The organism is Clavibacter michiganensis subsp. tessellarius, assembly GCF_021922985.1.
Taxonomy (GTDB): Bacteria; Actinomycetota; Actinomycetes; order Actinomycetales; family Microbacteriaceae; genus Clavibacter; species Clavibacter tessellarius.
The window spans coordinates 1,783,308-1,796,058 of the sequence record NZ_CP040788.1; the positions used below are offsets into that span (position 1 = coordinate 1,783,308).

Genomic DNA, 12,751 nt, shown 5'->3' on the forward strand with positions numbered 1-12,751 from the left:
CGCGGCGCGCCCGGCCGCCCCGCCGCCCCGCACGGCGCCGCCGCATCCTGCGTACGCTCGGGGCAGCGGCCCCGCGGGCCGACGGCGCCCGGATCGGGCACGACGCACCACCACCCCGAGGAGCACCAGTGGACGACGCCACCGAGCAGAACGCGATCCCCGAGCCGGAGCCCACCGAGATCACCTACGACGAGGACCGCTTCCCCGCGCGTCCCGCCCGGCTCCGCTCCCGCCCCCAGATGCGCGCGAGCGGGATCCGCCGGTCGTCGTCCGACCCGCGCGCCGCCGACGCGTCGAACCCGTCCTACGTGGAGTGGCTCCGCCGCCAGTCGATGCTCGGCGACGCCGACGTGCTGAGCCGCGGCCTCTCCGGCTCGCCCAGCATGTGGTCGAACCCGTACGCGCGCCCCGACGCCCGCCGCGCCATCGACACCGCGTCGGTCTGGTTCACCGCCTACCCGATCTCGCTCATCACCAAGCCCGGCGAGACCTACCTCAGCGCGCTCGGCGACCCCGAGCTGTGGGCGATCTTCCAGTCCATCGGCATCGAGGCCGTGCACACCGGGCCCGTGAAGCTCGCCGGCGGCATCACCGAGTGGTCGCAGACCGCGAGCGTCGACGGCCACTTCGACCGCATCAGCACCCAGATCGACGCGGCCTTCGGCACGGAGGACGAGTTCCGCCGCCTCACCGAGGTCGCCGACCAGCACGGCGGCAGCGTCATCGACGACATCGTGCCCGGCCACACCGGCAAGGGCGCCGACTTCCGCCTGGCCGAGATGGGCTACAAGGACTTCCCCGGGATCTACCACATGGTCGAGATCCCCGAGGAGGACTGGCACCTGCTGCCCGACGTGCTCCCGGGCCGCGACGCCGTGAACCTCGACGTGGCCGCCGAGCAGGCGCTGGCGGATCAGGGCTACATCATCGGCCGACTGCAGCGCGTGATCTTCTACGCGCCCGGCGTGAAGGAGACCAACTGGAGCGCCACCGCGCCCGTGCTCGGCGTCGACGGCCGCACGCGCCGCTGGGTGTACCTGCACTACTTCAAGCAGGGCCAGCCCTCCATCAACTGGCTCGACCCCACGTTCGCCGGCATGCGCATGGTCATCGGCGATGCGCTGCACTCGCTGGGCGACCTCGGCGCGAGCGCGCTGCGGCTCGACGCGAACGGCTTCCTCGGCGTGGAGAAGAGCGTCGAGGGACCGGCGTGGTCCGAGGGCCACCCGCTCTCGGAGGCCGCGAACCACCTCATCGCGAGCATGGTGCGCAAGGTCGGCGGGTTCTCCTTCCAGGAGCTGAACCTCACGATGGAGGACATCCGCGACACCGGCCGCGTCGGCGCCGACCTCTCCTACGACTTCATCAACCGGCCCGCGTACCAGCACGCGCTCGCGACCGGCGACACCGAGTTCCTGCGGCTCACGCTCCGCACCTCGCTCGAGGTCGGCGTCGAGCCCGTCACGCTCGTGCACGCCCTGCAGAACCACGACGAGCTCACCTACGAGCTCGTGCACTGGGCGACCGAGCACTGCGCGGACGTCTTCCCGTTCCGCGGCGACGAGATGACGGGCGCCGACCTCGCGGAGACCATCCGCGGCGACCTCCTCGAGGAGCTCACGGGCGAGAGCGCCGACTACAACCACGTGTTCACGACGAACGGCATCGCCTGCACCACGGCGTCCGTCATCGCGGCGGCACAGGGCTTCACGACGCTCGACGCGATCGGCGAGGACGACGTGGCCGGGATCCGCGCCGCGCACCTGCTGCTCGCCAAGTTCAACGCGTGGCAGCCGGGCGTCTTCGCGCTCTCCGCCTGGGACCTGCTCGGCGTGCTGCCGCTGCAGGCGTCGCAGGTCGCCGACCTCATCGAGGGCGGCGACACCCGCTGGGTCCACCGCGGCGGGCACGACCTGCTCGACGGGGCGCCCGAGGCGACCGGATCCGCGTCCGGCATGCCGCGCGGCCGCTCGCTCTACGGGTCCCTCCCCGCGCAGGTCGACGACCCGGAGTCGTTCGCCTCGGGCCTCCGCAGCGTGCTGGAGGTGCGCGAGCGCTTCGACGTGGCCGTCGGCACGCAGGTCGACGTCCCCGACGTCGGCCACCACGGCATGCTCGTGATGGTGCACCGCCTCGACAACGGCGACGCGGCGGGCGACGCGCGTCTCCAGCTCACGGTGCTGAACTTCACGGGCGAGCCGATCCTCGCGACCGTGCGCTCCGAGGAGCTGCCCCCGCGTCGCACCGTCCGCGACGCCACGACGGGCGAGGAGATCGGCACGGTCGACGACCTGTCCAGCTTCCCCGTGCAGCTCGAGCCCTACGCGGGCCTGTTCCTGCTGCTCGACGAGGCGCCCGAGGTCGAGGGCGACGACGAGGACGACGCCGACAGCTAGCCGTCGGGAGCCGCGACCCGGCGGATCAGCAGCGCGCCTCGAGGGCGACGTCGCGGATCCGCCGGTCGCGGATGTCCGCCCACTCCACCGCGAGGCGGGGCGCGGCGACCGGGTGCCGCACGAGGTCGACGACCCGGTTCGCGAGCAGCCGAGGCGCCGGGCAGCCGGACGCGAGGATCCCCGTCACGGCGACGTCGGCCGCGCGCGTGCGCTCGAGCTCGGCGTGCATCCGCAGCACCCACGCGTCGAGCGCCCGGATGTCGCGCCCGATGGCGCCCTCCCGACCGCCCACCACGACGACCAGGTGCCGCAGCCCCGGCAGGTGGTCGGGCACCTCCACCGCGCGCAGGCGGCGCGTCGAGGCCCGCACGCCGCGGAGGCCCGGCGCCGCCGCGTCGACGCCGACCACGAGCGCGCGGACGGGACGCGGATCCGCCTCCGCCCGCTGCTCGGCGAGCGCGGCGGCGAGGTCGGCCAGCACCGGCAGCGCGTCGCCGGCGAGCGCCATGCGGGGCGTGCGCGGCCGGTCGCGGCTCGCGAGCGGATCGACCAGCGCGGTCCGCACGTCAGGGCCTCCGCCGGCGACGCGGCGGGACGCGGCGCTCCCCCGCGCCGCGCCCGCCCGGGAGGCGCTCGGTACCGACGGGCCGCCCGCTCAGCCGCACGTCGTGCAGCGCCGGCGCGCCCCCGCAGGGGACGACCACGAGGTCGCCCACCGCGAGGTCGGCCGGGAGCGGGACGACGTCCGCGTCGGCCGACGGCCGGCCCGCGACGACGCGCGCCGGGGTGAGCGCGGATGCGGCCGTCGACCTCCCGAGGACGCGCGCCCCCTTCCAGCGGGCGTCCACCCCGTCGAGGTGCCCGTCGACGCACACGACGCGCTCCCCGGCGATCCCCGCCAGGACCGCCGTGACCGCGACGACCACCAGGGCGCCGCATCCCGCGGCCGGCCCCGGGAGCTCCCCCGGCTCCCCGGAGTGCACGCACGGCGTGCCGCACACCTCCACGAGCCGCCGCACGGAGACCCCGGCGACCACGACGTCGTCGGGGACGACGGGCGACGGGGCGGGCGGGGCGGCGGGAGGCAGGGTGAGGGTCGCGGTCATGGATCCACTCCAGCGCCCGGCGGGCCCGTCGCGCGAGCGCGCTCACGACACCCGTACGCCTCCCGGGCGGAACCTCACGGGCTCCCGACGGGACCGGCCTCGCCGTCGCCACGCAAGGCGCCCGCCATGCCCCGCAGGAGGCGCCGCGCGGTCCGCTGCTCGGACTCGGTCATGCCGCCGAGCATCCGCCGCTCGACCGAGCGCACGGCCGCCGAGGCCGCCGCGAGGTCGCGCCGCCCCTTCGCGGTGAGGCGGACCGGGATGGCGCGGCCGACGGCGCCCTCGGGCGGCCGGGTCACGGATCCGTCGCGCTCCAGGGACTGCAGCAGCACGTTCATGGACTGCCGGGTCACGAAGGCGCCGCGGGCGAGGTCCGAGTTCGACGAGCCGGGTCGCTGGGCGAGGATCTCGAGGCACGAGTAGTGCGTGACCGTCATGCCGAGCGGCCGCAGCACCTCCTCCATCGCCAGCCGCAGCGCGGTCGCGGTCTCCTTCAGCAGGTAGCCGAGGGAGGTCTCGAGGTCGATGCCGTCGTCGCCTTGACTCATGTCAGCATTCTGACATACGCTCCTCCATGTCAGGCATCTGACATTGACATCAGGAGGATCCATGCCCGTCACCGGCCCCGACTTCGTCTCGCTCCAGGTCCGCGACCTCGCCGCCTCGCAGGCGTTCTACGAGCGCCATCTCGGCCTCGTCCGCTCCCCCGCGGGCCCGCCGCACGCGGTCGTCTTCACGACGACGCCCGTCGCGTTCGCGCTCCGCGACCTCGCCCCCGGCACCGACCTCGACGCCGTCGCCCAGCCCGGCGTGGGCGTAGCCCTCTGGCTGCACGCGACGGACGTGCAGGCGATCCACGACGGGCTCGTCGCCGACGGCCGCACGATCGTCCAGCCGCCCGTCGACGGGCCCTTCGGCCGCACCTTCACGTTCCAGGACCCCGACGGCTACCACGTGACGCTGCACGACCGGGCCTGAGGGGGGGGTGCCGCCGAGTCGGGCCGCCGGCGAGTCGGGCCGCCGGCGAGTCGGGCCGCCGGCGAGTCGGCCCGCCGGACCCGGCCGCCGGGCGGGTCGCCGCCGAGCGTCCGCGGCCCGGGCGCCCCGGCTCGTGCATGCGATGATGAGCCGTGCCCGACATGCCCCACCGCCCCGCCGAGCCCGGGGGCGCCGGCACCGGCATCGAGGGCGCGGCGGACGACCGCGGCACGCACGGCGGCACGCCCACGCGCGTCGGTCGGCGCTCGGACGAGCGCGCCGTCGCCGCCCGCGGATCCCGCCTCGACGACCTGCTGGCCCGCCTCGTCACGACGCCCGGCCGCCGGCGCGCGCTCGAGTGGGGCACGGTCGTCGCGATCGCGCTGCTCGCCGCGGTGCTCCGCATCCAGTCGCTCGGCCACCCCGACACGCTCGTCTTCGACGAGACCTTCTACGTGAAGGACGCGTGGACCCTCCTCCACCTCGGCTACGAGGGGTCGTGGCCCACGGATCCGAACCCCGCCTTCATCGCCGGGCAGACCGACGGGTACCTGCAGGCGCCCGGCTTCGTGGCGCATCCGCCGCTCGGCAAGTGGGTCATCGCGCTCGGGCTCGCGGTCTTCGGCGCGGCGGATCCGGTGGGCTGGCGCATCGCGACGGCCGTCGTCGGCACCCTGGCCGTCGTGCTCCTCACGCTCATCGCCCGCCGGCTCACCGGATCCGCGGTGGTCGCCGCCATCGCCGGCCTCCTGTTCGCGATCGACGGCCACGCCATCGTCATGAGCCGCATCGCGCTCCTCGACACGCACGTCATGTTCTTCGGCCTCCTCGGCGTCGGCGCGATCCTCCTCGACCGCACCTGGCACGAGCGCCGGTTCGCGCGCCTCCTCGCCCTCCGCCGCGACGCGCGCCCCGAGAGCGCGCACCCGCTCGAGTTCGGCCCCGTGATCCTGTGGCGCCCGTGGCTGATCGCCGCCGGCGTCGCGTTCGGCGCGACCTCGTCGGTCAAGTGGTCGGGCGTCTTCTTCCTCGCGGGCTTCGGCCTCTACGTGGTGCTCAGCGACATGCTGCTGCGCCGCCGCCACGGGCTCGCCGCGTGGTTCACGGCCGGCGCCGTCGTGCAGGGCCCCGTCTCCTTCCTCCTCCTCGTGCCGCCTGCGATCGCCGCGTTCCTCGCCTCGTACGCGGGCTGGTTCGCCACCTCGAACGGCTACTTCCGCGGCTGGGCCGCGGAGGGCGCGAACGCGTGGCAGGGCGGGCTCGCGTGGGTGCCGCTCTCGATCCAGAGCCTGTGGCACTACCTCTCGCAGCAGTACGCGTTCAACGTCGGGCTCGACGTGACGCACCCGTACCGGGCGGATCCGCGGCTCTGGCTGCTCCTGTACCGGCCGACGCAGTTCTACTACGAGGCGTACGGCTACGGGCAGGCCGGCTGCACGGTCGACGCGTGCTCGGCCTCGATCACCTCGATCGCGAACCCGATCATCTGGTGGCTCTCCGTCGCGGCGATGCTCTACCTCGTCTACCGCCTGGCCGCGCGCCGCGAGTGGCAGGTGGGCCTCGTGCTCATGGGCATCGCGGTGGGGTACCTGCCGTGGCTGCTCTACGTGAACCGCACGGTCTTCCAGTTCTACTCGATCGCCTTCGAGCCGTACCTGCTGCTGTGCCTCGCGATGGTCCTGGGGCTGGTCCTCGGCGACCGGCGCGACGCGCGTCCGCGGCGGACGCGCGGCATCGTCGTGGTCGTCACGGTGCTCGTCGTGTGCGCGCTCGTGAGCGCCTTCTTCTACCCGATCTGGGTGGGGCAGCTCGTGCCGACCTGGTTCTGGCGGCTGCACGCCTGGATCCCTTCGGGCTGGATCTGATGCCCGCCACCGCCGCCCGCCTCCACCCCGCGCTCCCCGGCCTCGCCGCCGCGGCGGCCGCCGCCCTCGTGGCGTGGGCCGTGCACGCGCTCGTCCCGGCGATCCCGCTGCTCACGGTCGCGGTCGCCCTCGGCATCGTCGCCGCGCAGATCCCGGCCGCCCGGCCCGCGCTCACCGGGCCGCTGAAGCCCGGCCTCACGCTCGCGTCGAAGCGGCTGATGCGGATCGGCGTGGTGCTCCTCGGCCTGCAGCTCGGGCTCTCCGACATCGTCGGCCTCGGCTGGCGCGCCGTGCTGCTCGTGGTCGCGGTCGTGGTGCTCGCGTTCGCGGGCACGTACGCGATCGCCCGCGCCCTCCGCATGCCCGGCCAGCAGCCGCTCCTCCTCGCGACCGGCTTCTCCATCTGCGGCGCGAGCGCGATCGGCGCGATGGCGGGCGTCACGCGCGCCAAGCCCGCCGACCAGGGCGCGCCCGTCGCGCTCGTCACGCTCTGCGGCACGCTCGCGATCGCCGTGCTGCCCCCGCTCGCCGGGCCGCTCGGCCTCGACGACGTCGCCTTCGGGCACTGGGTCGGCGCGGGCGTGCACGACGTGGGGCAGGTGGTCGCGACCGCGCAGATCGCCGGATCCGCCGCCCTCACCATCGCCATCGCCGTGAAGCTCACGCGCGTGCTCCTGCTCGCGCCCGTGGTCGCCGTCGCGGGCGTCGTGATGCGCCGCCGCGAGGGCCGGGTGGAGGGCGCCGCGCGTCCGCCGATCGTGCCGCTGTTCGTGCTCGGGTTCCTCGCGGCCGTGCTCGTGCGCACCTTCGTGCCGCTGCCGGACGGCGTGCTCGACGCCGCGCAGGTCGCGCAGACGGCGCTCCTCGCGATCGCGCTCGTGGCGCTCGGATCCGCGGTGCGCCTCCGCGAGCTCGTCGGCCAGGGCGGATCCGCGCTCGCCGCGGGCCTCCTCTCCTGGGCGCTCATCGCGGGCCTCGCGCTCGCGGCCGTGCGCCTGTCCTGATCCGCCGCGGCCCGCCGCCGCCCGCCCGCCGCGGCCCGCCGTCGCCGATCGGCCCGGTCGCGCCGCCCTGCGTGTCGCCCCGTTACGCCGCGGCCAGGGCGGCTGCGGGAGCGCGGGCTAGCGTGACCCCATGGTCGATCGCGAGTACGGGTTCAAGACGAGGGCGATCCACGCGGGCAACATCCCCGACGCCACCACGGGTGCGCGCGCCCTCCCCATCTACCAGTCGAGCGCGTTCGTCTTCGACGACACCGCCGACGCCGCCGCGCGCTTCGCGCTGCAGAAGTACGGCAACGTCTACTCGCGCCTGTCGAACCCCACGGTCGCGTCGTTCGAGGAGCGCGTCGCGAGCCTCGAGGGCGGCCTCGGCGCGGTCGCCACGGCGAGCGGGCTGAGCGCGCAGTACATCACCTTCGCCTCGCTCGCGGGCGCCGGCGACCACATCGTCGCCTCCGCCAACCTCTACGGCGGATCCATCACGCAGCTCGACGTGACCCTCCGCCGCTTCGGCGTGGAGACCACGTTCGTGCAGTCGAGCGACCCGGCCGACTACGCCGCCGCCATCACCGACCGCACCAAGCTCGTATTCGCGGAGACGGTCGCGAACCCGTCGGGCGAGATCGCCGACATCGAGGGCCTCGCGGCCGTGGCGCACGCGGCCGGCGTCCCGCTCGTCATCGACTCCACCATCGCGACCCCGTACCTCAACCGGCCCATCGAGTGGGGCGCCGACATCGTCATCCACTCGGCCACCAAGTTCCTCGGCGGGCACGGCACGACGCTCGGCGGCGTGGTCGTCGAGTCCGGCCTCTTCGACTGGGAGAGCGCCCGCTTCCCCCTGCTCGACCAGCCCGTGCCGAGCTACGGCGGCCTCAACTGGACCGGCAACTTCGGCGAGTACGCGTTCCTCACCCGCCTCCGCGCCGAGCAGCTCCGCGACATCGGCCCCGCGCTCGCCCCGCACTCCGCGTTCCTGCTCGCGCAGGGCGTCGAGACGCTGCCGTACCGGATGCAGGCGCACATCGACAACGCGCGGGCCGTCGCCGAGTGGCTGGATCAGGATCCACGCATCACCGCCGTCAACTGGGCCGGCCTCCCCGCGCACCCGCACCACGAGCGCGCGCGCAAGTACCTGCCGACGGGACCCGGATCCGTGTTCACGTTCGAGGTCGCGGGCGGCCGCGCGGTCGGCCAGCGCTTCATCGAGTCGGTCGAGCTCGCGAGCCACCTCGCCAACATCGGCGACGCCAAGACCCTCGTCATCCACCCGGCCTCCACGACCCACGCGCAGCTGAGCGAGTCGCAGCTGGTGGACGCGGGCGTGCTGCCCGGCATCGTCCGCATCAGCGTGGGCATCGAGGACGTCGCCGACATCATCCACGACCTGGACCAGGCGCTCGCCGCCGCCACGGAGGGAGCGAAGTGAGCTTCGACACCGGCGGGGTACCGCCCGAGCGCACCGGATCCACGCCCCACCCGGCCGCCGACGCCGCGGACCTCGCGCCGCTCGACCCCGCCGAGGAGGCCGCCGACCGCGCGGCGGGCGACGCGGCGGAGGCACAGGCCGACACCGAGCACGCCGACGCGTCCGCACCCGTCGAGCCCGTCGCGACAGTGCCGACTGGAGGGGGCGACGCCGACGGCACCCAGACGACGCAGCTCCAGAACGGCCTGACCTGCGCGATCCCCCGCTCCAGCCCGCTCGCCGCCCTGCTCCGCTCCGAGCGCACGTGGACCGGCCCGAGCGCCAAGGAGCGCCAGGCGATCCTCCGCCGCGCGAAGAGCGTCGCGATCGTCGGCGCCTCGCCGAACCCGGCGCGCTCCAGCTACTTCGTCGGCACGTACCTCCAGCAGTCGAGCGACTACCGCGTCTACTTCGTGAACCCGAACGCCACCGAGATCCTCGGTGAGAAGGCGTACCCCGACCTCGCGTCGCTGCCCGAGGTGCCCGACATCGTCGACGTGTTCCGCAAGGCGAGCGACATCCCGTCCGTCGTGGACGACGTGGTCGCCGTCGGCGCGCCCGTCATCTGGGTGCAGCTCGGCATCTGGAACCAGGAGGCGGCGGAGGACGCCGAGGCCCGCGGCCTCACGGTGGTGATGGACCGCTGCGTCAAGGTCGAGCACGCGCGCTTCCACGGAGGCCTGCACCTGCTCGGCTTCGACACCGGCGTGATCAGCTCGCGGAAGGCCGCGGTCTAGCGGACGGGTCCCGGACGCGCATCCGGAGGGGGCGCGGCGCGCCCCGCCCGCGTCACCAGCCGAGCGTGCCCGGCGCGCCCTTGAAGGGACCGACGACGCGCGGCGTGATCCAGCCGCCGTAGAAGTCGCCCTCCTGCGCCTCGACCACGACGCCGTCGACCGTGATGCGGTCCATCGCCGACGGGTACACGGCGACCATGTCGGCGAGCACCTCGAAGCCGCGCGTGGGCGACGGGTACCACCAGGCGGAGCGCTCGGCCGTGACGGGTCCGGCGGAGAGGGAGAGGTACGACGCCTCGCCCTTGTACTCGCACCACGACCGGCCCGCGGCGGAGGAGAGCACGCCTGCCGCGAAGTCGGCGGAGGGGATGTAGTAGACCGGCGGATGGCTCGTCTCGAGCACCCGGACGGCGGCGCGGGTGTCGGCGACGACGCGGCCGCCCAGCTGGATCACCACGTGCTCGGCGCTCGGATCGACGCGCGGCGGACGCGGGTAGTCCCAGACGGATTCCTGCCCCTCGCCGGGGATCTCGCGGGGACGACGGGCCGGGGGGATGCGCATGCGCCGACGGTACCGCGGGCTCCTGAGCGCCCCGGATCCCGCGGGAGCGGGCCTGCTGCACCCCCGTCCCGTAAAGGCGTATCCACTAAACGTTTTTGCACGAATGGTCCTCAGGGTGCTTGACTGGGGCACGTCCACCCGCATTCGGGTGTCACACAGCACGAAATCTTCGAGGAGTAACGCACATGGGCATCATCGGTTTTCTGGTTCTGGGTCTGATCGCCGGAGCGCTCGCCAAGCTGATCCTCCCGGGCAAGCAGGGTGGCGGAATCATCGTCACGCTGATCCTGGGCGTCGTCGGGGCCTTCCTCGGCGGCTTCATCGGCAGCGCGCTCTTCAACAAGCCGGTCGACGGCTTCGACCTCGGCTCGCTCGCGCTCGCCATCGTCGGCGCGATCATCGTCCTGCTGGTCTACGGCGCGATCGTGGGCCGCAAGAAGGCCTAGTCCTTCTGCACCGCGGAGCCCCCGTCGCCTGATCCGGACCGGATCGGCGGCGGGGGCTCTCGTCATGTCGGGCTCCTGATCCCGGCGGGTCGCGACGCGGGGCCTGCCTACGATGACCGCATGCCCGACGCCGTCTCCCCCGCCCGCTCCCGATCCCGCACCGCCGCCGTCCTCGTGGCCGTCGCCCTCCCGCCGCTCGCCCTCGCCGCCGCCGGGCTCAGCCACCCGAGCCAGCTGACCGACGCGACCGCGATGCACTGGCGCGACATGCACATCGCGCTGCTGCCCGTCTTCCCGCTGCTGGCGATCGCGCCGATCCTGCTCACGCGCCGCCACGACCGCCGCCTCGGGATCCTCGCGGTCGTCCTCGGCTTCGCCTACGCCGTCTGCTACCAGGCGCTCGACATCCTCGCGGGCATCGCGGCCGGCGCCCTCAAGATGGAGGGCGGCCAGGGCGTCACGACGATGTACGCGCTCGCCGACGGCATCGTCGTCACGGGCGTGTGGGCCTACGTCGCCGCGACCGTGCTCGCGAGCGCGCTCGTGATCCGGCACGCGGGCCTCCGCGCGCTGCCGGGCGCGGCGATCGCGGTGATCGCGGCCGTCTCGTTCGTCGACAGCCACATCTTCTTCCCGCGCGGGGTGGTCACCATGCTCGGCCTCGCGGTCGGCTGGACCTGGCTGGCGCTGGCCTCGTCCGGCCCCGCCCGTCGCGCCGCCCGCGGATCCGGCGCCTCGGCGGACGCCCCCGTCGCCGACCGCGCGGAGGCGGCGGCATAGTCTGACGGGATGACAGCGTACGTCTCGGCACTCGACCTCTTCTCCATCGGGATCGGGCCGTCGAGCTCGCACACCGTCGGACCCATGCGCGCGGCCCTGCTCTTCGCCGAGGAGTGCCGGGCGTCGCCGCGGTTCACGGAGATCGCGCGGGTGACGGTGCGGCTGTACGGCTCGCTCGGCGCGACCGGGCTCGGCCACGGGACGCCCGACGCGGTCGTCGCCGGTCTCGCGGGCCTCGCGCCCGAGACGTGCGACCCGGACGAGGTGCGCGGCCGCTGGTCCGGGCTCGGCGAGGGCGTCGACGTGCCGCTCGCCGGCGTCCACCCGGTCCGCATGGTCGGGCGCGACCTCACGTTCGAGCCGTTCACGCGCCTCCCCCGGCACCCCAACGCGATGCACCTCGCCGCCCTCGACGCCGATGGCGGCACGGTGCTCGAGAGCACCTGGTTCTCGGTCGGCGGCGGGTTCGTGCTGCGCGAGGACCAGGCGCCGTCGGCCGTGCTGCCCACGGGCCTGCCGCATTCGTTCTCCAACGCCGACGAGCTGATCGCGCTGGCCGAGTCGACCGGGCGCTCCATCGCCGACGTCGCGCGCGACACCGAGGAGTCGATCCACGGATCCCGCCGCGCGGTCGCCGGGCTCGACGCGATCTGGGACGCCATGGCCGCGTGCGTGACCGCGGGCCTCGGCGGCCAGGGCACGCTGCCGGGCGGGCTCAACGTGCGACGCCGGGCGGCGCGCGTCGCCTCGCAGCTGGCGACCATCGACGCGGAGGGCCAGCGCGACACGTCGCACGAGTGGCTGCACGCGTTCGCGCTCGCGGTGAACGAGGAGAACGCGTCCGGCGGGCGCGTCGTCACGGCGCCGACGAACGGCGCGGCCGGCATCATCCCCGCCGTCGGCTCCTACTACCTGCGATTCGTGCCCGGCGCCGACCGCGACGGGATCCGCGACTTCCTGCTCACCGCCACCGCGATCGGCTCGCTCGTCAAGGCCAACGCGTCCATCTCGGGCGCGGAGGCCGGCTGCCAGGGCGAGGTCGGCACGGCGTGCGCGATGGCGGCCGGCGCGCTCTGCGCGGTGCTCGGCGGATCCCCGCGCCAGGTCGAGAACGCCGCCGAGATCGCGATGGAGCACCACCTCGGCCTCACGTGCGATCCCGTGGGCGGGCTCGTGCAGATCCCGTGCATCGAGCGGAACGCCATCGCCGCGTCCACCGCCGTCAACGCCGCCCGCATGGCGCTGCACGGCGACGGCACGCACCTCGTCTCGCTCGACACCGTGATCGAGACGATGCGGCAGACGGGCCTCGACATGTCCACCAAGTACAAGGAGACGTCCACGGGCGGCCTCGCGGTGAACGTCATCGAGTGCTGAGGGCGGCGGGCGCGCCCCGCCGTGACAGGCTGTCC

Annotated in this window: 13 protein-coding genes; 9 read left to right on the forward strand and 4 right to left on the reverse strand. The window is 74.3% G+C overall.

What is annotated here, in order from left to right:
• The first annotated feature begins 128 nt into the window (after positions 1 to 128).
• Positions 129 to 2,396: a maltose alpha-D-glucosyltransferase gene (treS, locus tag FGG90_RS08210; RefSeq protein ID WP_094128202.1), complete on the forward strand. Its 2,268-nt coding sequence runs from the start codon at positions 129 to 131 to the stop codon at positions 2,394 to 2,396.
• 25 nt (positions 2,397 to 2,421) lie between these two features.
• Here treS and FGG90_RS08215 read toward each other — a convergent pair whose 3' ends face one another.
• From FGG90_RS08215 to FGG90_RS08225, 3 genes are all read right to left on the reverse strand, one after another.
• Positions 2,422 to 2,961, reverse strand: a complete 540-nt coding sequence (locus FGG90_RS08215) for a hypothetical protein (protein WP_094128200.1) — start codon at positions 2,959 to 2,961, stop codon at positions 2,422 to 2,424.
• A 1-nt stretch (position 2,962) separates the two neighbouring features.
• Positions 2,963 to 3,502, reverse strand: coding sequence for a hypothetical protein (locus FGG90_RS08220; RefSeq protein WP_094128197.1), 540 nt, complete (start codon positions 3,500 to 3,502; stop codon positions 2,963 to 2,965).
• A 74-nt stretch (positions 3,503 to 3,576) separates the two neighbouring features.
• Positions 3,577 to 4,050, reverse strand: a complete 474-nt coding sequence (locus FGG90_RS08225) for a MarR family winged helix-turn-helix transcriptional regulator (RefSeq protein ID WP_094128194.1) — start codon at positions 4,048 to 4,050, stop codon at positions 3,577 to 3,579.
• A gap of 61 nt (positions 4,051 to 4,111) precedes the next feature.
• Between FGG90_RS08225 and FGG90_RS08230 the strand changes: the two genes are divergently transcribed.
• From FGG90_RS08230 to FGG90_RS08250, 5 genes are all read left to right on the forward strand, one after another.
• A complete protein-coding gene (locus tag FGG90_RS08230) occupies positions 4,112 to 4,480 on the forward strand; it encodes a VOC family protein (RefSeq protein ID WP_094128191.1) in 369 nt (122 codons plus the stop codon).
• Positions 4,481 to 4,641: 161 nt separating this feature from the next.
• Entirely contained in the window at positions 4,642 to 6,345 is a 1,704-nt protein-coding gene (locus tag FGG90_RS08235; protein WP_237583572.1) for a dolichyl-phosphate-mannose--protein mannosyltransferase, read from the forward strand.
• The gene (locus FGG90_RS08240) at positions 6,345 to 7,349 is read left to right on the forward strand and encodes a YeiH family protein (RefSeq protein WP_094128185.1); all 1,005 of its coding nucleotides are present in this window, start codon (positions 6,345 to 6,347) and stop codon (positions 7,347 to 7,349) included. Before FGG90_RS08235 ends, FGG90_RS08240 begins: the two co-directional genes overlap by 1 nt.
• 130 nt (positions 7,350 to 7,479) lie before the next feature.
• Entirely contained in the window at positions 7,480 to 8,775 is a 1,296-nt protein-coding gene (locus FGG90_RS08245) for an O-acetylhomoserine aminocarboxypropyltransferase/cysteine synthase family protein (RefSeq protein WP_094128182.1), read from the forward strand.
• 245 nt (positions 8,776 to 9,020) lie between these two features.
• A complete protein-coding gene (locus FGG90_RS08250) occupies positions 9,021 to 9,551 on the forward strand; it encodes a CoA-binding protein (protein ID WP_210433095.1) in 531 nt (176 codons plus the stop codon).
• Positions 9,552 to 9,603: 52 nt separating this feature from the next.
• On the opposite strand, the gene FGG90_RS08255 is transcribed toward FGG90_RS08250, so the two are convergent.
• A complete protein-coding gene (locus FGG90_RS08255; protein ID WP_094128179.1) occupies positions 9,604 to 10,113 on the reverse strand; it encodes a DUF427 domain-containing protein in 510 nt (169 codons plus the stop codon).
• Between the two features lie 185 nt (positions 10,114 to 10,298).
• On the opposite strand from FGG90_RS08255, the gene FGG90_RS08260 reads away from it, so the two are divergent.
• The 3 genes from FGG90_RS08260 to FGG90_RS08270 all read left to right on the forward strand — a co-directional run bounded on the left by FGG90_RS08260 (position 10,299) and on the right by FGG90_RS08270 (position 12,716).
• Positions 10,299 to 10,559: a GlsB/YeaQ/YmgE family stress response membrane protein gene (locus FGG90_RS08260; RefSeq protein ID WP_043583378.1), complete on the forward strand. Its 261-nt coding sequence runs from the start codon at positions 10,299 to 10,301 to the stop codon at positions 10,557 to 10,559.
• A gap of 120 nt (positions 10,560 to 10,679) precedes the next feature.
• A complete protein-coding gene (locus FGG90_RS08265; protein WP_094128176.1) occupies positions 10,680 to 11,339 on the forward strand; it encodes a hypothetical protein in 660 nt (219 codons plus the stop codon).
• A gap of 9 nt (positions 11,340 to 11,348) precedes the next feature.
• Positions 11,349 to 12,716, forward strand: a complete 1,368-nt coding sequence (locus FGG90_RS08270; protein WP_094128173.1) for an L-serine ammonia-lyase — start codon at positions 11,349 to 11,351, stop codon at positions 12,714 to 12,716.
• The last annotated feature ends 35 nt before the right edge of the window (positions 12,717 to 12,751 follow it).